The 18,769-nt window shown below is 49.9% G+C and carries 14 protein-coding genes; 10 read left to right on the top strand and 4 right to left on the bottom strand.

The genetic code is table 11. The features are described from left to right. Positions 1 to 28 precede the first annotated feature (28 nt). From NST26_RS28765 to NST26_RS28745, 5 genes are all read left to right on the top strand, one after another. Positions 29 to 1,903, top strand: coding sequence for a beta-glucoside-specific PTS transporter subunit IIABC (locus NST26_RS28765; RefSeq protein WP_340980432.1), 1,875 nt, complete (start codon positions 29 to 31; stop codon positions 1,901 to 1,903). Positions 1,904 to 1,927: 24 nt separating this feature from the next. Beyond that, positions 1,928 to 3,337: a glycoside hydrolase family 1 protein gene (locus NST26_RS28760; RefSeq protein ID WP_340980431.1), complete on the top strand. Its 1,410-nt coding sequence runs from the start codon at positions 1,928 to 1,930 to the stop codon at positions 3,335 to 3,337. Between the two features lie 148 nt (positions 3,338 to 3,485). After that, entirely contained in the window at positions 3,486 to 4,595 is a 1,110-nt protein-coding gene (locus NST26_RS28755) for a WG repeat-containing protein (protein WP_340980430.1), read from the top strand. A 41-nt stretch (positions 4,596 to 4,636) separates the two neighbouring features. Then, complete coding sequence (locus tag NST26_RS28750; protein ID WP_340980429.1) at positions 4,637 to 4,885, top strand: hypothetical protein; 249 nt, start codon at positions 4,637 to 4,639, stop codon at positions 4,883 to 4,885. 14 nt (positions 4,886 to 4,899) lie between these two features. After that, positions 4,900 to 5,655, top strand: coding sequence for a class I SAM-dependent methyltransferase (locus NST26_RS28745; RefSeq protein ID WP_340980427.1), 756 nt, complete (start codon positions 4,900 to 4,902; stop codon positions 5,653 to 5,655). A 178-nt stretch (positions 5,656 to 5,833) separates the two neighbouring features. Here the strand turns inward: NST26_RS28745 and NST26_RS28740 are convergent, their stop codons facing one another. The 3 genes from NST26_RS28740 to NST26_RS28730 all read right to left on the bottom strand — a co-directional run bounded on the left by NST26_RS28740 (position 5,834) and on the right by NST26_RS28730 (position 9,620). Further along, positions 5,834 to 7,417 carry a DUF4179 domain-containing protein gene (locus NST26_RS28740; protein ID WP_340980425.1) on the bottom strand — a complete coding sequence of 528 codons (1,584 nt, stop codon included), beginning with the start codon at positions 7,415 to 7,417 and terminating at the stop codon, positions 5,834 to 5,836. Continuing rightward, positions 7,398 to 7,991: an RNA polymerase sigma factor gene (locus NST26_RS28735; RefSeq protein ID WP_339311674.1), complete on the bottom strand. Its 594-nt coding sequence runs from the start codon at positions 7,989 to 7,991 to the stop codon at positions 7,398 to 7,400. The genes NST26_RS28740 and NST26_RS28735 overlap by 20 nt, the downstream gene beginning before the upstream one ends. Positions 7,992 to 8,234: 243 nt before the next feature. Continuing rightward, entirely contained in the window at positions 8,235 to 9,620 is a 1,386-nt protein-coding gene (locus tag NST26_RS28730; protein WP_340980424.1) for a hypothetical protein, read from the bottom strand. Between the two features lie 181 nt (positions 9,621 to 9,801). Here NST26_RS28730 and NST26_RS28725 point away from each other — a divergent pair, with 181 nt between their 5' ends. The 3 genes from NST26_RS28725 (at position 9,802) to NST26_RS28715 (ending at position 13,664) form a co-directional block, all read left to right on the top strand. Beyond that, positions 9,802 to 10,467, top strand: a complete 666-nt coding sequence (locus tag NST26_RS28725) for a VOC family protein (protein WP_339311671.1) — start codon at positions 9,802 to 9,804, stop codon at positions 10,465 to 10,467. Between the two features lie 145 nt (positions 10,468 to 10,612). After that, the gene (locus tag NST26_RS28720; RefSeq protein ID WP_339314992.1) at positions 10,613 to 11,548 is read left to right on the top strand and encodes a metal-dependent hydrolase; all 936 of its coding nucleotides are present in this window, start codon (positions 10,613 to 10,615) and stop codon (positions 11,546 to 11,548) included. A 289-nt stretch (positions 11,549 to 11,837) separates the two neighbouring features. Then, on the top strand, positions 11,838 to 13,664 hold the full coding sequence (locus NST26_RS28715) for an APC family permease (RefSeq protein WP_036730481.1): 1,827 nt from the start codon (positions 11,838 to 11,840) through the stop codon (positions 13,662 to 13,664). Positions 13,665 to 13,742: 78 nt separating this feature from the next. On the opposite strand, the gene NST26_RS28710 is transcribed toward NST26_RS28715, so the two are convergent. Then, positions 13,743 to 16,397 carry a cation-translocating P-type ATPase gene (locus NST26_RS28710; RefSeq protein WP_339314990.1) on the bottom strand — a complete coding sequence of 885 codons (2,655 nt, stop codon included), beginning with the start codon at positions 16,395 to 16,397 and terminating at the stop codon, positions 13,743 to 13,745. Positions 16,398 to 16,662: 265 nt separating this feature from the next. Between NST26_RS28710 and NST26_RS28705 the strand changes: the two genes are divergently transcribed. Both NST26_RS28705 and NST26_RS28700 read left to right on the top strand, forming a co-directional pair. Next, complete coding sequence (locus tag NST26_RS28705) at positions 16,663 to 17,142, top strand: site-2 protease family protein (RefSeq protein WP_340980423.1); 480 nt, start codon at positions 16,663 to 16,665, stop codon at positions 17,140 to 17,142. Positions 17,143 to 17,329: 187 nt separating this feature from the next. Next, complete coding sequence (locus NST26_RS28700) at positions 17,330 to 18,754, top strand: ABC transporter substrate-binding protein (protein WP_036730475.1); 1,425 nt, start codon at positions 17,330 to 17,332, stop codon at positions 18,752 to 18,754. Positions 18,755 to 18,769 lie beyond the last annotated feature (15 nt).

The following is an 18,769-nucleotide window of genomic DNA, read 5'->3' as shown; positions in this document are numbered from 1 at the left end:
TTTGGCGGTAAAGCAAAGGAGAATCAGCATGGATAACCGAAAAATGTCGGAAGACATCATCCGTCTCGTAGGCGGAGAACAGAATATTAACGACCTAGTCCATTGTGCCACCCGGCTGAGATTCAGCCTCAAGGATAACAAGAAGGCCGAGCGGGAGACGCTGGAGAAGCATCCGGGCGTCATTACCGTGGTGGAGAGCGGAGGGCAATTCCAGGTTGTCGTGGGAAGCAACGTAGCGAATGTATATGCCGAAATTGTCAAAAGCACCAGCTTCCTGTCCAGCACCTCCACAGATACGCAGAATTCCGGCCAGAAGACCTCGGCGGTATCGAAGGTGTTCGAGATCATCTCAGGGAGCTTCTCCCCGCTGATTCCTGTAATGGCCGGATCGGGGATGCTGAAGGCACTGCTGACGGTACTTACGTTGCTGGGCTGGATGTCTGATTCAGGCGATGCCTACAAGATTCTGTCTGCGGCCGGCAATGCCGTCTTCTACTTCCTGCCGATCTTCCTGGGAATTACCCTGGGCATCAAGTTAAAAGCGAACCCATACGTAGCAGGAGCAATCGGCGCAGCGCTAATGGAACCGAACTTTACGGCGATGCTGGAGGGGGATGGGGGACATTCCTTCCTCGGAATTCCGGTGGTGATGGTCAGTTATGCCTCCAGCGTTTTCCCGATTTTCATTGCGATCAGCATCTATGCCTTACTGGATAAGTTGCTGAAGAAGATCATTCACAAGGATCTGCAAATCTTCATGGTTCCGATGCTCTCCCTGATGATCATGGTGCCGCTGTCGGTGATCGCCTTCGGTCCATTCGGTACAAGTGTCGGCGACTGGATTGCTTCCGGTGTGACCTGGCTGATTGGCGTAAGCGGCATCCTGTCGGGCGTTGTACTTGGCGGGGGAATGACCTTCATGGTCGTGTTCGGACTCCATTGGGGCTTCACTCCAATCACGCTGCAAAATATTGCGAACGGCGGTGACCCGATTGAAGCGATGGCTTCAGCGGCGGTATTCGCCCAGATCGGGGTGGCCTTCGGGATCTTCCTGAGAGCCAAGAAAGACCGGAACCTGCGGAGTATCGCCGCCTCTTCCGGGATTACCGGACTGCTGGCCGGTGTCAGCGAGCCGATTGTGTACGGCCTGATTCTCCGCTACAAGCGGGTGATTCCAATCGTTATTATTGCCGGGGCACTGGGCGGAGCGATTAACGGACACTTCGGTGTGCTGTATACGGCGTATGTGTTCCATAATATTTTCTCGATTCCGGTGGAGCAGCCGATGTCGATCTTCATTGTCTCGATGGTGGTCTCCATGGGTACAGGGCTGCTGCTGACTTGGCTGTTCGGATATGAGAGTAAGAACAAATTGGAGGCTTCCGCTCCAGCAACAGTAACTGAACAGATTCAGCCGGACAAGCCGGCAGCACCAGTGGTGGACTTGAAAAAGGAACTGATCTTCAGCCCGCTGACCGGCGCAGCCTTCCCGCTTAGCACAGTGCCGGATGATGCATTCTCCACCGGGGCCATGGGCAGAGGGCTGGCGATTGATCCTGTAATTGGAGAAGCGGTAGCCCCTGTGGACGGGACGGTGACCTCCATTTTCCCGACAGGTCATGCCATTGGCATCACGTCCGCAGCCGGAACAGAGGTGCTGATTCATATCGGAATTAATACGGTTGGCCTGAAAGGCAAGCACTTCACACCAGTGGTCAAGGAAGGTGACCGGGTGAGCCAAGGTGATCTGCTGATCCGCTTCGATCTGGAGCAGATCCGGGCGGCCGGGTATCAGACGATTACGCCGGTGATCGTAACCTTGACGACCAAAGAAGTCGAGATTTTCGAAACGGACCAGCAGCAGATTGAGCAGAACGAAGTGCTTTTGACATTGGTGGATTAATACAAGACTGAGGAGGAATAAGGTATGCTGCACAAACAACTTCACGCTTTTCCAGAGAATTTCTTGTGGGGCGGGTCCACTTCGGCTTATCAGCTGGAGGGTGCCTGGGATGAGGACGGCAAAGGGCCTTCGGTGATTGATCTGGCCAACCATGTGGAAGGGGTGACGGACTTCAAGGTAGCCAGTGACCACTACCATATGTACAAAGAGGATGTGGCCCTTATGGCAGAGATGGGCTTCAAAGCCTACCGCTTCTCCATCGCCTGGAGCCGGATCTATCCGCATGGAGACGGTGCTGTCAATCCGAAGGGGCTTGAATTCTACAGCAATCTAATTGACGAGCTGCTCAAATACGGCATTGAGCCTATCGTCACGATGTACCACTTCGATCTGCCTTACGGGCTTGAAGAGCGTGGAGGGTGGTCCAATCGGGCGACGATCGATGCTTTTGAACAATATGCCAAGACATTGTATGAGAATTACGGGGACCGCGTAAAGTGGTGGCTGACCATCAACGAACAGAATATGCTGATTCTGCATCCGGGATCGATCGGAACCTTGAATGAGAATATGACCGATCCGCAAAAAGAGCTCTACCAGCAGAACCACCATATGCTTGTTGCGCAGGCAAAGGCCATGGTGCTGTGCCATCAGATGCTGCCTGAAGCGAAGATTGGTCCTGCACCCAACATCGGTGTGATCTATCCGGCCAGCTCCAAGCCAGAGGATATGCTGGCCGCAGATAACTATGCTGCGATCCGCAATTGGCTCTACCTGGATATGGCGGTCTATGGACGTTATAACCATATTGCCTGGAGTTATCTAGTGGAGAAGGGCTATGAGCCGAAGATTGAGGAAGAGGATATGGACATCCTCCGGCAAGGCCATCCGGACTTCATCGCCTTCAACTATTACACTTCGCAGACCGTTGGGGAGAGCAAAAATGATGGCAACGACTTCTCCCACACGGGCGATCAGCACGAAATCGTTGGCGAGCCGGGAGCATACCGGGGGTCAGTGAACCCTAACCTTCAGACCACAGAATTCGGCTGGGAGATTGATCCGGTGGGCTTCAGAACAACGCTCCGCCAGATTTATTCCCGTTACCACCTGCCGCTGATTGTTACGGAGAACGGTCTAGGGGCATTCGACAAGCTGGAAGAAGACGGAACGGTAAATGATGCGTACCGGATTGAATTCTTCCGCAAGCATATTGAGCAAATTCAGCTCGCGCTTACCGACGGAGTAGAGGTGTTCGGCTTCTGTCCTTGGTCTGCGATTGATCTGGTCAGCACCCACCAGGGCTCCAGTAAACGGTACGGCTTCATCTATGTAGACCGCGAGGAGTTCGACCTGAAGGAGCTGCGCCGCATCCGTAAGATGAGTTTCTACTGGTATCAGAAGCTGATTGCTTCCAGAGGCGAGATTCGCTGATTGGAATTACACAGGGTTGTCCCGATAGCCACGAGAGGCTGCTTGGGGCAGCCCTATTTTTTCTTCCAAATCATGCACAACAAAACCGGTACAATCGCCGTCTATACATAAAGAATGGAAAATAGTCTCAAAGGAGTGTGAACCGCAAGTGTTAAAGAAACTGGCTTTAACCCTACTAATGACGACGATGGTGTTCAGTGCAGGCGTAGCGGGTCCAGCGCAGGACAAGGCCCAGGCTGCCGGTGCTGGTACTGTGCAGGCCAAGACAGCAGATCAATTATATCCGGTTGAAGTGAACGGGAAATACGGCTTCATCAACGGCAAGGGCAAGGTGGTTATTGAAGCGGTGTATGATAGTTATGGTTACTCAGGAATGCCCGGAGGGACGGTGTATGTCGAGGACCATGCAGCCAAAAAGCAATATTATTTCAGTTCGGCCGGTACGAAGCTGTTCGAATATAAGCTGAGAGATGCCGGTATTCTGTATAATGACCGCGCGCTGTATACAGCGAAGGTTCAACTCGCCGGCGGGGCCACGGCGACCCGGTACGGGTATATCGATAGCCAAGGCAAGGTGGCCATACAGCCAATCTATGTCCGGGCATTTAATTTCTCCGAAGGTCTGGCCCGGGTCAATATGGGTAAAGCCTCGGGTTACATTAACACGAAGGGCAAGCTTATCGTTCCTTACAGATATAGCTTTACTTCTGATTTCTCGGAAGGCATGGCGGCCGTTACACTTGCCGTTGGCGGCAAATACGGCTATATCGACACCACCGGCAAGCTTCGCATCACCCCAAGGTATGATTACGCCACACCGTTCTCCGGCGGGGCGGCAGTTGTGTATGTGAACGGCAAATACGGATACATCGACAAAACAGGCAATTACCTGATTAAGCCGCAGTTCAGCATGGCCCAGCCGTTCTCGGAAGGTCTGGCGTTCGTCGAGCGCAATGGAGCCACCTTCTATATTAATAAGAAGGGCGCCAAGGTCATTCAGGGATTCACGGCTGGAGGTTTGTTCAAGGGTGGTCTGGCACCGGCAAGCCCGGGGCAGAGGTACGGCTATATTAATACCTCCGGACGCTTCGTGGTTAAGCCGCAACTCTATTGGGCCGCTGATTTTAAAGGCGAACTGGCAGAAATCACCCTGCTGGTTCCAGATACTCGCGAGGAAATCAGAGGGTACATGAACCGCAGCGGAACCATCGTCTGGCCGCCGGCTTCCGAGCTTCCGGGCGGAGTGGTGAAACCGTAACTAAATTAATCGATCAAGGGTAGAGGAGGCAATAATATTCCATGGGCAACGACTTATACAGAAAACTAGGGGCAGCCTTTCTGATTACGGCCGCATTAATCTACACGATCGAACGTGTAGGTACATTGATCGCTCGAAATTATGAAATTTCTGCGTTATACCAAGCGCAAATGTACGATGTCCAGCCTAATACTCATATCGCAGGCTTCTTCGATAATATCTTTGTCCCAATCCTTACGTTAATTGGTGTGATACTATTCGTATACGGTTTTCCGAAGAAAACAAAATAGGAGAGTGAACAGCGATGAACAGTGATGAAAGGTTTTCGAACCGGGTCGATTCCTATTTGAAGTACCGCCCAAGCTATCCACAAAAGGCTATTGATTATTTGTACGACAATATTGGTCTGCGCCCGAACAGTAAAATAGCAGATATCGGTTCAGGCACAGGGAGCCTGTCCAAGCTGCTTCTGGAACGCGGCAGCGAGGTCATCGCGGTCGAGCCCAATCAGGGCATGCGTGAAGCCGCAGAGCAAAGGCTCAACAGAAACCCGAGCTTCCAGAGTAGATCAGGGTCTGCGGAAGCTACCGGGTTACCGGATCGGTCGGTTGAGTTTATTGTCTGTGCGCAGGCATTTCACTGGTTTGACCGGCAAGCCGCGCAAACGGAGTTCCGCAGAATACTACAGCCTGGCGGGAAAGTCATACTCATATGGAATTCCCGGCTTACAAACGGTACTTCATTTCGTGAAGAGTACGATCAACTGCTTCACACCTACGGAACCGACTATGAACAAGTGAATCATAAAAACATTTCTCAGGCGATGCTTGTCTCTTTTTTTAAAGAGAATACGATGCATAAAAGCCAGTTTGAAATGACTCAGGAGTTCGATTTCGAGGGTCTGAGCGGCCGGCTGTTATCCTCCTCCTATAGCCCTGTTCCCGGACATCCGAATTACAATCCGATGATGACAGAGCTGCAGAATATATTTGACAGGCATAATCAGGGCGGTGTGGTTCCATTTGAATATGAGACTGAGATTTTTTGGGGAGAAGTATAGTTAAAAGGTATAGGTTGGCTGATGTGTAAACCGAGGGCGCATTAACACTGGCGCTGAAGGTTGAGAAACGGATAAATGGATAATCGAGAACGCAGAGTTGTAATCAACAACTCTGCGTTGTTCCTTCTCAGAATAAATCAATATTAGTGTCAAAATGTAGTTTTCTCATTACTGCCAATTATTTGGTTTCGTTGTTTTTCAATCCGGGGATTGGTTTGCCTCTTGGAAGGTCAAAAGACCATTGAACATCTGAATAATATCGATCAACAATACTTCGAAGTAAAGTTAATCTCATTGGTATACTGTTTAACCCTTTAACGATGAAAATTCCATCTTGTTCTTTCTCTTCTAGACTCGTGCTCCCTCGAAATTCTACAGGATAATTATTGCCTTTATCATCAATGGCTTGCCACTTATCAATATCAGGATTGCCCGTATTTACATAGGCACCCTTAATTTCGAAAACTCCCGCCGATTTTGGTTCTTGATTCTCGATAACTCCAGCCGCTATTGCTGCTTGTTGATCAGGGTCCTGAGTGATTTTAAAGGATTTGAACCTTACTATATCACCAGAATTATTAAATACGGCATTTTCTTTGCTTAGCTTTGATGGATAAATGACTATGGAACCCTCGCTCTTCTCGGGTAGGGAGTATCCATCTAAAACCATCTTTATGTGTTGTGTATCATAAGGCAGATCAATAAAGGTATAAGCCCAATGAACCCCTTTTTCAGTACGCTCTGATATATCTCCCACCAACATATTAAAAGAACCCAGTCCATTAACTTGTGATATTATTTTTCCTTGTTCATCTTCAAAGTGAAACATCAGCTTCTGCTTTTCTTCCATATCAGACGGAACTTTATTTCTTAATTGTTGGCTTAGTGTTGTTGTAAGCTCCAATTTAACTCCGCTCGGGGTACGGGTCAGTCTGTCCATTTGAATCGTCAGGCCTTCTGGGGTAACATAACGCTCGTTCAACTCATCTACAGTAGTCAGAGAAGCTGCTATAGTCAAATCCACAGGAAAAGAAAATTTCCAGTTCCCTTTGGTTTCTTTGATCTGATCAATATGGCTTTCTACAATAATTGTTGATGAAGTAAGTTCCCCTTTATAAGTATATTTATAAACATATACACCACCAGCATATCCTGCAATCCCACTCCCTAAGCCGACTTCATTTCCTTGCTCATCTTTAACGATAAGTTTCTCTGGATCAAATCCGTCTTTAATCGGTTGTCCAAAACGGTCAGTGATCTTCAACGCTATGGTGAGTCTGACCGCATCTGCTGAAACTTCATTTACCTGAATTCTGTAACCGTGATTACTAACATTTATTCCTGGATCTTGAATCAGCCCTAATTCTCTGGATTGTAGCAGTCCAGGGTCTAACGAGGCGTTAGATGAAAACATGGATCGAACGAATTCCGCTATAGATGGACTTGCAAATACTAAGGATCCACACAATATAAGAATCGTCGCAACAGCCGTCCATCGTTGTAAGGTTCTATGTGTCCGGTGAGGAGAATTTTTAGAAGGGAGATTCGTTTGCACTGGATCTCCAACAGGTTCTATTACGGTTTCTTGTATTTCATCCATGATTTTGTTTGTGAATGAAGAAGGCAATACTTCCGGGAATAGGGCATCAGAGAATTCAGATTGTTCTTGCAGGAGCTGATTATAACGAGCCAAACAACCCGGGCAGTTTTCAATATGCTTCTCCAACTCATCCAGGTGCCCCCTAATGAGATACTCTTCCATCTCCGCAATGCTCCAACATTTCATTTAAGTTCACCCCTTCCTTTATGAGTAATTTATGAAGTCTTTTTTTAGCCCGATGCAATCCGTTTCTGATTTGATTAATACTGTACCCTGTAATTTGCTCCATTTCTTCATAAGTCAGGTCATTTGTATATCTCAGTAGTATCATTAATCTGTATTTGCTTGGAAGCTTGTTGACTAGAACGGAGAGCTCTTTTCTATTCTCCTGATGTATAGCTTCACTTTCCGGATCAGGTAACGAGCTTAAGAGATCGTTTGTGATTTCTAGATGAACCTGGTGCTTTTTTCCTCTGTATCTATTCTGGAAGATATGAATCGAAATGGTATAAATCCATCCTGCAAAACTTCGGTCTGTGCGATGACTTCCCAGCTTCCGATAAGCTGTTATAAAGGCCTCCTGTGTCATATCTTTTGCATCTTCAGAAGAGGCACCCATTTTTAAAAGTAGGCCATAAATCTTGTTTTTGTATTTGTCTACCAGGAAAGTGTAGGAGGCCTTATTTCCTCTTAAAATATCCTGGATTATGCTAAGCTCCTGTTCCCTGTCATTCATTTGTAATCCTCCTTTCCTGCTGTTCTACTTCTAAGATGCAAAATACCATTCATTATTCTCACTTCATTACACAAAAATTTATAACAGACCAGTTTTAGATAGGAAAGTGGAGCATAAAGAAGTAGCGTTCGCTGTTGCGATTCAGGTTTCTTTTCTGCTAAAAAGCCTGCAACCCCATACCGGGATTGCAGGCTTTTTGCGGAACTAGATATAGGATATGATCTCAATGTCCGTCACTTTTACTCAAAAGGTATACACATGATCCTTAATATCCGCCCAGGCCAGCGTTCCGTCCGGCATCCAGCCCAGCAATGTGCCTGCGGATACAAACGTAAAGGTCCGCTCCCGTGTGTCGTACACCTGAATGGCGCCTGTGCCGGATTTGAAGGCTGCGAATCGGTTGTCGGGTGACCAATTCAGCCCGGATAGCAACAGGTCATTATGCGGCTGACGCTCATGCTCTGCGAGATCCTTCTTTAGCTGGTCCGTGATCCGCTGATCCTGCATCACCGTGGACGTTCCGCTTCCGGTGTTGTAACGGACTTGTCCAAGCGGGTTATGCTCACCTCTGTCTGCGGGAAGGATCAGATTTGAATCGTCCTCCCAAGTCAGAGAATAGACGAACAGGAAGCCGTCACTATGGGAGATGAAGGCGGCGTTCTGCTGCGAATGCAGTATTTTCCCCTTCTGATCCAGCACCGTCAGGTCCGCCCCAGGTCCAATGTATTCGTCATGAGCAGTTAATACAGCTATGCGCTTGCCGTCAGGCGAGGAGGACATGCCGTAGACCGGCTTGCTGAATACATGAAGCTTCGTACGGGTGAAGCCCTTCAGGTCTACCCGATACAGCGTCTTATTGCCTGAGATCATATAAGTAAAGTCCCCATAGAAGCGGTCAGAATACATCTCATGGTAACCATAGTCATTGCCGTAGGCATCCTTCTCCTGAGCAAAAACCGGAATCTCCAGCGCCTCGCCTGTCAGGGCGTGCACCAGATGATGCTTCTCCTGTCCGTAGAACAGATAGGAAGCGGCAACCGATTCCCGGGTCTGAATGGACTTGATCCAGCCCGTGTTCCAGGCAGGTACTACGCGCCGGGTACCGGAGGTGACGCCTTGGAACAACAGACTGCCCTCGCCGTCTCCAGCTCTGATCACTACCGTGTTACGGTACGGCTGCTCTGTACTAGCATACTTGCGCCCGTCTGTGGTGACGGCTTCGTCCAGATTGAACGTCCCGGACCAGACACTGCCCTCATCGAGATGCAGGCGGATTTGCAAAAACCGCGGGGACTCCCATTCCAGCGTGTAACGGAATTCAGTCTCGGGATCACTGGTCTGCAGACTATTCTTTATCGCTTGCTCCAATGATTTTTTATCGATATCGCTGTTCGACTTCACTTGTATCAGTTGTCCACCGCCGCCGATCACTTTCAATTGCTCAATATAGAGCAGCGGCTCCTCCTCGCTTGAAGGTGCTGAAGTGGTAGGTGTGGCTGACATAGCCGTGGGTGACCCTTCTGCGGGTGAGGATGGGGACGGGGAAGAGCCGTTCACACCGGCCTTGTCTGCCCCCTGACACCCTGAGAGCAGAGCTGCCGCCAGCACAATTGCTGCCATATAGCGCATATAGAAACCTCCTGTAATGTTCGATTGTCCTATTGTTTTCAGAGAATAGATAGATTTTCCATATTGTTATGGACGCGGATGCTGCACAGAAGTTGCAGATGCGGGTTTGACTTCAATGCTCTTCATGGATACCATGGAAGCAAAGATCTGGCTGTTATGCCACAAACAGAGGTGATCCTAGATGATAAAAGAAGTAGAGATGTGGACCCATACCTTAGAAGAAATGAAATACTTTTATGAGAATACTCTTGGGCTGACGGTAGTCCAGGAACATTCAGCCTGCTTCAGTGTACAAGCGGGAGTGTCTACTCTAACCTTTACTGAGTCTAACCCAAGCAGACAGCCGAAATATCATTTTGCCTTTAATATTCCTGAGAACCAGATCAATGAAGCGTTGCGCTGGATTACTCCTAAGGTGTCTGTCATTCCCGACGAAGGGCAGGAGGTTGTGCGCTTCGAGTCTTGGAATGCCGATTCCATCTATTTCTATGATCCGTCAGGTAACATTGTAGAGCTGATTGCCCGGCACAATTTGAACAATTCCGCCAATGAAGCCTTTTCTCCGGCCAGTCTGTTATGTGTCAGTGAGATTGGTCTGCCTGTACCCGATGTGGAGGAAGCACTCCTTAAGCTATCCCGGGTAGGGATCGTTCCTTGGCAGGACTATAGTAACCAGTTCGCTGCTGCCGGTGACGAGCATGGGCTGATTATTGCTGTGAAGCAAGGCCGGGTCTGGTTCATGTCTGATCAGGAGGAAGCCTATCCGCATCCGCTAACGATCAGGACAGATGTCTGTGAAGTGACGCTGGATGCTTCAGAGGGGTTGAAGGTCCAGGGGCTTCGTTAAGCTAACCGTACAGAATGAGTATAACGGTACAAACATATAAGAATAAACTAGGCAAATGAACCTTTTCCCCGCTCCGTTTGTTTATAACTTGCCAGGCTCTGAGTAGTGAAGCTTAACAACCAAAGCGGGGGGATTACAGGTGTCTATGATATTGGCAATGCATATTGCTACACATCTGCTTACGGGCAGTTTTATTGTATCGATTGTGCTTATGCGCAAGGCGATTTCTTTTAAGGAAAAAGTGGTTCTGCTCGGACTGACCTCGTTCCTTGGAATTGTGCCGGATCTGTTGGGGAACAGGTATGTATCTCCTTGGTCGCATTCCATTATAGTCATGGGGCTGGTTATGGTTCCGATTGTGTTCCTGTTCAGGCTGCTGCTGAAAAAATATTCGTATACCCAGTTATATCTGTGTCTAGCGGGGAGTGTGCTGGGGCATATTCTTGTGGATTATTTGGGACATGGGGTCCATTTGGTCTATCCGCTGTCCAGCGAAGCTTATACTCTGCCCTTGATCTATCTTGGTGATCCTACGGTTTGGATGCCTATGTTAGTGGGGGTTATGAGTTTTGTGCTTCCGGTGTCGTTGGGCAGGAGACGGGTGCTAAGTACGGGCTGTGCTGTGTTTATTGTCCTGTATCTCAGTCTTAAGCTTGCCATGCTAATGCAACTGGAACAAGGGCTTCCGCGTAAATTCACACTCACTCCACAGGCAGCCGTTCAGGTGTATTCGCTCGGGGATTATCAGATTCACAAGCTGAGTGATTTTTGGAAAATGGGGTTTGACGTCATCGACTCCCAGCGAAGGGTGCTTGGGGTGTTGCCTGTCTTGGGCGGAGAGGTCCGTTTAGACTTGAATATGATCTTTGCCGTTAAGAGTGACGTTGTCCGCAGCAAGACGGGAAAAGACGGGCTGGAGCAAGTATACCGGAAGCTCCCTGCCGGGGATGAGGCTTCATTTGAAGTGATGGAGGAGAGCGGGGAAGGGCCTGCCGGAGAGATTGTTGCACGCGACCGGGAGGGGAATCCCCGTTATTTCATCTATAAGGATGGAACTTGGGTGGAAGAACAGAGGGAATAGACTATTGCAAAGTAGGGATAGCACGTGGAAGATATTCAAGCACTTATTCAAAAGCTAGACTGGGACACACCTGAAGCCGAACAAGCGGAGGCTATGGGTCCATCAGCCAGCCTCAATATCTTAATGCAATCTTAATATCTATGCGTAATCCTTAACGCTATATTAATGCCGGACATGATATGTTGAAGGTCACAGAACATTCTTCTGTGGTCTTTTTGTTGTGTCCGAGAATGGGAGCAGATGGGGTACAAACAAGATCCTACAAATAATAAGCGAGTGGTGAAACCGAGTGATTTCATTTTTAAAACGATTTTTAATTGGCAGGCCCTTAAAGTCCAGTGAATTGGGAGAGCAAAAGTTAAATAAAAAGAAAGCGCTGGCTATACTGTCTTCAGATGCGCTGTCATCCGTTGCCTACGGGCCGGAGCAGATTCTGATTGTTCTGGTTACGATTGGGGCAGCCGCCTTCTGGTATTCGATCCCGATTGCGCTGGGTGTGTTGATCCTGCTGACCGCACTCATTCTGTCCTACCGGCAGATTATTTTTGCTTATTCCCACGGCGGGGGCGCCTATGTGGTGTCCAAGGAGAACCTGGGCAAGTATCCGGGGTTAATAGCCGGCGGTTCGCTGCTGGTTGACTATATTTTAACGGTGGCTGTAAGTATTTCGGCGGGTACGGATGCCATCACCTCAGCGTTTCCAAGCCTGCATGAGCATAAAGTGGTGATTGCCATTGCTTTTGTGCTTCTGATCACGATTTTGAACTTAAGAGGGGTCACGGAATCTGCCTCCGTCCTCGCTTATCCGGTCTATTTATTCGTCCTGGCCTTATTCATCCTGATTGGTACAGGTCTGTACAACATCTTGTCAGGTAACGTTCCGGCAGAACTGCATACCTCACTGGGTACTCCGGTAGCGGGGATCAGCCTATTTCTATTATTGCGCGCATTTTCTTCCGGGAGCTCTGCGTTAACGGGGGTCGAAGCGATCTCCAATGCCATACCGAATTTCAAAAGCCCGGAAGCGTCCAACGCCTCCAAAACCTTAATCGCCATGGGAGTGTTACTGGCCGTGATGTTCTCAGGCATTGTGGTGTTAGCCTATTATTACGGGATTGCTCCCCGTGCTGACGTCACTGTGGTATCGCAAATTGCCGAGCAAACCTTTGGCCGGAATGCGATGTACTATTTTATCCAGGGAACGACTGCATTAATCCTGATACTGGCTGCCAATACCGGCTATTCCGCCTTTCCATTGCTGGCTGTGAACCTTGCCAAGGATAAATTCATTCCGCGAATGTTCACCATGCGGGGAGACCGGCTGGGTTACTCCAACGGTATTATCATATTGGGTGTTCTGTCCATGGTTCTGATTTATGTCTTTGAGGGGAAAACGGAGCAGCTGATTCCTTTATATGCTGTAGGTGTGTTCATTCCCTTTACGTTGTCGCAGAGCGGAATGATGGTGAAATGGCTCCGGGAAAAGCCAGCAGGCTGGGTGCAAAAGTTCATCATCAACACCGTTGGCGCTCTAATCAGCTTCGTTGTGACGATGATGTTCTTCATGACCAAGTTTACTCAGGTATGGCCGGTATTTGTCTTTCTGCCGATTCTGCTTCTGGTGTTCCACCGGATTCATAAGCATTATGAGGCCATTGCGGATCAGCTTAGAATTACTACCTGTGAGGAAACGATCAAGATTGAAGGCAATGTGATTATCGTGCCGGTCGCCGGAATCACTCATGTCGTGATGAACTCCCTGGAATATGCCAAGTCGCTGTCTCCGCAGCAGATTATAGCCGTCTACGTGCCCTTCGAGCGGGAAGATGAAGCGGTGTTCGAGGAGAAGTGGAGAAAGTGGCAGCCGGACGTAAGGTTAGTAACCCTGTATACTCCTTATAGAAGCATTGTACAGCCGTTGACCAAGTTTATTGATAAAGTGAATTGGAAGGCCGCAGAGTTGAACCATAGGGTAACGGTAATTATTCCACAGTTCATTCCAAAGAAAGGCTGGCATAATATCCTTCATAATCAATCGAGTCTGCTGATACGCGCCCGTCTGCTGTTCCGCAGCGATGTGATTGTCACTACAGTGCCTTATCATTTGAAGAAGTGATTGAGTATAAAAAGCCTGCACCCCATGCCGGGAGTGCAGGCTTCTTGCTGTTATTAAGGTTCGTTAACTTAGCCTAGCTTAAGCAGCCTGCTTCGCAGGCAGCAGCCGGCGGATCAGCTTCGCCAGCTCCATCACAATGACTGCGCCTAGGGCGAGTCCGGTGGCGGTTAGCCAGTGGTTCATCCCGAAGGTGGCAGGGATCGAGAAGATCTCTCTGACACCTGGCAGGACCGCAATGCCGTAGAAGGCAAAGCAGATCAAGACCGCGCCGATTACATATTTGTTGCTGAAGAAGCCGGCCTCCACAGAGGTCTGGCTGTTGGAGCGGGCAGCGAAGGTCTGCAGGGTGCGCGCCAGAATCAGCGTGGTGAAGGCCATCGCAATCCCCATTTCATCCGAATGCTGCAGCCCGATATACTGGGAGATAATCACGGCAATCCCGATCAGCAGACCGCGGGTGATCACTGCCTGCATCATCCCGCCTGCAAAAATGCCCTCGCTGATGTCCCGCGGCTTGCGGCTCATTACATCCGGCTCGGCCTTTTCCATGCCCAGCGCAATCGCCGGGAGGGAGTCGTTCGCCAGGTTAATGAATAACAGCTGAATGGCCGTGAACGGATTGATCCAGTCGAAGATCAGGGCGAACAGGATGGCGATAATCGCACCCAGATTGCCGGCGAACAGATAGGCGATCGCCTTCTTGATGTTATCGAACACCGTCCGGCCCACGGCCACCGCATTGACGATGGATACGAAGTTATCATCCGTTAGGATCATAGCCGCCGAATCCTTGGCGACATCGGTTCCGCTGCCCATCGCAACCCCAATATCGGCCTGCTTCAGTGCCGGGGCATCATTGACGCCGTCCCCGGTCATGGCGGTGATTTTGCCCTTACGCTGCCACGCCCTGACGATCCGGATCTTGTTCTCCGGGGAGACCCGGGCATACACGCCGATCTGCTCCAGTCTGTTGTCCAGCTCCTCATCGGACATGGCATCCAGCTCCTGGCCGGTGACGGCGATCTCATCCTCTGCCATCAGCCCAATGTCGCGGCCGATCGCCTGGGCCGTAGTCTTGTGGTCCCCGGTAATCATAATTGTGCGGATACCGGCTTTGTTCGATTCGGCGATAGAGCCATATACGGCCTCGCGCGGCGGGTCAATCATCGCCGACAGGCCGACCAGCACCAGGTCCTGCTCATCGTCAAGCCCCACCTCAGTCACTGTGTCCGGCACGTTCTTATAGGCATAAGCAAGCACGCGCAGCGCTCTGCCGGAGAACTGTTCATTCGCTTCATTGAAGTTTTCCAGGACCTCTGCCGTCAGCGGAACCTCCTGGCCCTCCAGCAGGACATGGGAGCATCTGCTGAACAGAACATCCGGGCCGCCTTTGGTAAGCAGAGCTTTCTGTCCTTCGAACGTATGCAGCGTGGTCATTAGCTTGCGTTCCGAATCGAACGGCAGCTCGGCCTCGCGCGGGAAGTTATCGCGGATCTCGCGGTAATCCCTGTCTTTGCTGTTGCTGAAGGCAATCAGCGCTACCTCGGTCGGGTCGCCCAGCTCTTTGCCTTCCTCATTAATGTTGGAATCGTTGCAGAGCACGGCAATATGCAGCAGCTTGCGGGCTTCCTCCGACCAGTCATCGGCCTTCAGCTTGAACTGCTCTTCTGGCCCTCCGGGGAGAAAATAATCGACAACCGTCATTTTATTCTGGGTCAGCGTCCCGGTCTTGTCCGTACAGATGACGCTCGTTGATCCGAGTGCCTCTACAGCAGGCAGCTTACGGATAATGGCATGCTGCCGGGCCATTTTATTCGTGCCCACGGAGAGTACAATGGTCACGATAGAAGACAACGCCTCGGGAATAGCGGCAACGGCTACTGCTACAGCGAACATCAGGGCATTCAGGATGGCTTCGGTGGTGTCCACCGTGTCATTCGAGAGCCAGACGCGTGCGGCCTGAATGCCGAAGATCAGCACCGACAGCAACAGGACGGCGATCCCCAGCTTTTTGCCGAAGCTCTCCAGCTTGCGCTGCAAGGGCGTCTGCTTGGCTTCGGCACTCTCGATCAGCCCGGCAATCTTCCCGAGCTCGGTGCCGAGTGCCGTTCCTGTAATGACCAGCGTTCCCCGGCCATAGACGACCAGCGAACCGCTGAAGGCCATGTTGCGCCGGTCGCCCAGCGGAGCCTCCTGCAGGATCGGTTCGGTATGCTTATCGACGGCTTCGGATTCGCCGGTCAGCATGCCCTCATCAATCCGCAGACTCCCGGATTCAATAATCCGTCCATCCGCAGGCACATAATCGCCAGCTTCCAGGAAGACGATGTCGCCCCGGACAAGCTCCCTTGCCGGAATCGACAGTAAGGCCCCGTCCCGCATGACCTTGGCTTCGGGTGCGGACATTTTGCGCAGGGCGTCCAGTGAGCTCTCCGCCTTCCGGGTCTGAACTACACTGATTACAGCATTCAGAATCAGCACCACGAAGATGATAACGGATTCCATAATATGTCCCATTACGATCTGAACTGTAGCCGCGATGAGCAGCACAATGACCATAGGATCTTTGAAATTCTCCAGAAACAGCTTCCATAGCGGGTCCTTCGCTTTACCCTTCAACTCATTGTAGCCTTCCTTGGCCAGCCGGTTGTCTACTTCAGCAGACGTAAGCCCGCTTGCGGAACTGTTGACTTCTTCCAGGGTGTCTGAACTATTGCGGCGGTAATACTCCATCAGGTACAAGCTCCTCTCCCGTGTTTCTTTGTCTGTATGGTTCAAATCTACGTTAGGAATGATGACAAGTTTCAGCATTCTCAGCTCGGGCGACTAATTACTTATACCCCAATAGGCCATAGTTAGATAGAATGAATGAAGATAATTATTCGTTAATGGTGAAAAATATTTCGTAAAGGCAGGGTTCTGCTTGAATCGGACATTTGCATATGTGATGCTGTTTATCGTCTTTATTCTCCTGTTATCCATTAAGGAGCCGTCAGTGGTGAATACGGTGTTCCTTACGGTTATGGTGACATTGTTAAAATATCTGGTCACATTGATTCATGAACTTGGGCATTATTTGGCTGGGAAACTCGTGGGCTATCCTGTACCATTAGTAACCATTGGAGAACGAAAGCCGTTTTGGCAGGTCTCTTTTGGCGGAACTTTATTTATTTTCTGCTATGGCTTCGGCGGGTTAACGCTTATGGGGAGCAGTGACAAGGTCAGCAGGCTGCGTTCTTCCATATTTGCTCTTGGCGGGGTACTGTTCCAGCTTGCTGCAATAATTCTGGTTTATACTACAATGGGAATCGGCAACGAAGACAATTATTTCCTTCCGCTGATTTTCCTCGTTTTGAACGGCTGGACCATTGCAGTCAGCCTATACCCATCTATCATTGCCAGGAATGAGGCATACTATTTTAGCGACGGCCTGCTTCTGGCAAGAATTATGAAGAGTAGAGAGATCCATCACGATTGATTCTTCTCCTATGTGTTAAGGCGCTTCGGCATATAGCCCTGGCGTCTTTTTTGTACTTTTTAGAGCAAAATCCATAAATAGTGGTATTTTTCCCAATGAGGGGTTCCTTATGCGAGAGAAGGACAAGCACTATAATATGAAGGCGGTTACAAAAAACCGAGGATGAATATAAAAGGGGAGGCAAAGTATGAAAAGTATGAAGCGTGTTTTAACGGGGCTCTCAACAGTACTCGTGATGTCATCTGCTCTGGCAGGATGCGGCGGCGGGAATTCGGATTCCAGCTCATCCGGCGCAGCCGCGACAACGGCTCCGGCCGCATCGAATGCTGCAGAGGCTACCAAAGCTCCGGAAGCGGGTAGCGGTGAGAAGGTAACGATCAATCTGTGGAGCTTCACCGACGAAATTCCAAACATGACCAAGAAGTATATGGAAGCGCATCCTGATGCGAATGTGGAATTCAAAACTACGGTAATTGCAACTACAGACGGTGCTTATCAGCCTGCACTTGACCAGGCGCTGGCAGGCGGCGGGAAGGATGCCCCGGATATTTACGCAGCGGAATCCGCATTTGTACTTAAATACACGCAAGGCGATGCATCCACCTATGCTGCAAATTATGCAGACCTCGGACTTGATGATCAAATGGTAAAAGATGCTGGCATCGCCCAGTATTCTGTAGATATCGGCAGCAGCCTTGACGGTCATCTGAAAGGCCTCGGTTACCAGGCTACAGGCGGTGCCTTCATCTATCGCCGCTCCATTGCCAAGGATGTCTTCGGAACCGATGATCCGGCTAAGATCAAAACAGAGGTTGGGCCCGGCTGGGATAAATTCTTCGATGCAGCGAAGAAGTTGAAGGCTAAAGGCTATGGTATCGTATCCGGCGACGGCGATATCTGGCACCCGATCGAGAATAGCTCGGACAAGGGCTGGATCGTGGACGGCAAGCTGCACATCGATCCGAAGCGTGAAGAATTCATGGATCTCTCCAAAAAGCTGAAAGACAACGGCTATCATAACGATACAACAGACTGGACAGAAGCATGGTATGCCGATATGTCCGGTGCAGGCGCTCAACCTATCTTCGGATTCTTCGGTCCGGCTTGGCTCATCAACTACGTGATGAACGGTCAGGTGAAGGATACCAACGGCGACTGGGCTGTAACTGAACCGACTACTGGCTTCTTCTGGGGCGGTACTTGGCTCTTGGCCAATGCCGAAGTAACCAAGGATGAAGCGAAGAAGCAAGCCGTTGCAGACTTCGTTAAATGGGTTACGCTCGACAGTTCCGAGACGGGCCTCCAGTATTACTGGGCTAACGGTACGATGAAAGCGGGCGAACAAGGCACGAAGGATAGCGTAGCTTCCTCTGTGGTGATGTCCAAGTCCAATGGTGAAGTTCCATTGCTCGGCGGACAGAACATGTTCGACGTCTTCGTTCCGGCCAACGCGAACGCTTCAGGTAAGAACCTGACCCAATTCGACGAAACGATTAACAAAGCCTGGCGCGAACAGGTACGTGAGTACACTGCAGGCAATAAGACCAAGGAAAAAGCAATCGAAACCTTCAAGTCGCAAGTCAAAGACCAATTGGGTATTGAAAGCGAATAAGAGGAATTCGAAGGG

Source organism: Paenibacillus sp. FSL R7-0128, assembly GCF_038002245.1.
Classification (GTDB): domain Bacteria; phylum Bacillota; class Bacilli; order Paenibacillales; family Paenibacillaceae; genus Paenibacillus_AQ; species Paenibacillus_AQ silagei.
The sequence above is the reverse complement of the archived record's forward strand: the minus strand, read 5'-3'. Positions and strand labels throughout refer to the sequence as shown.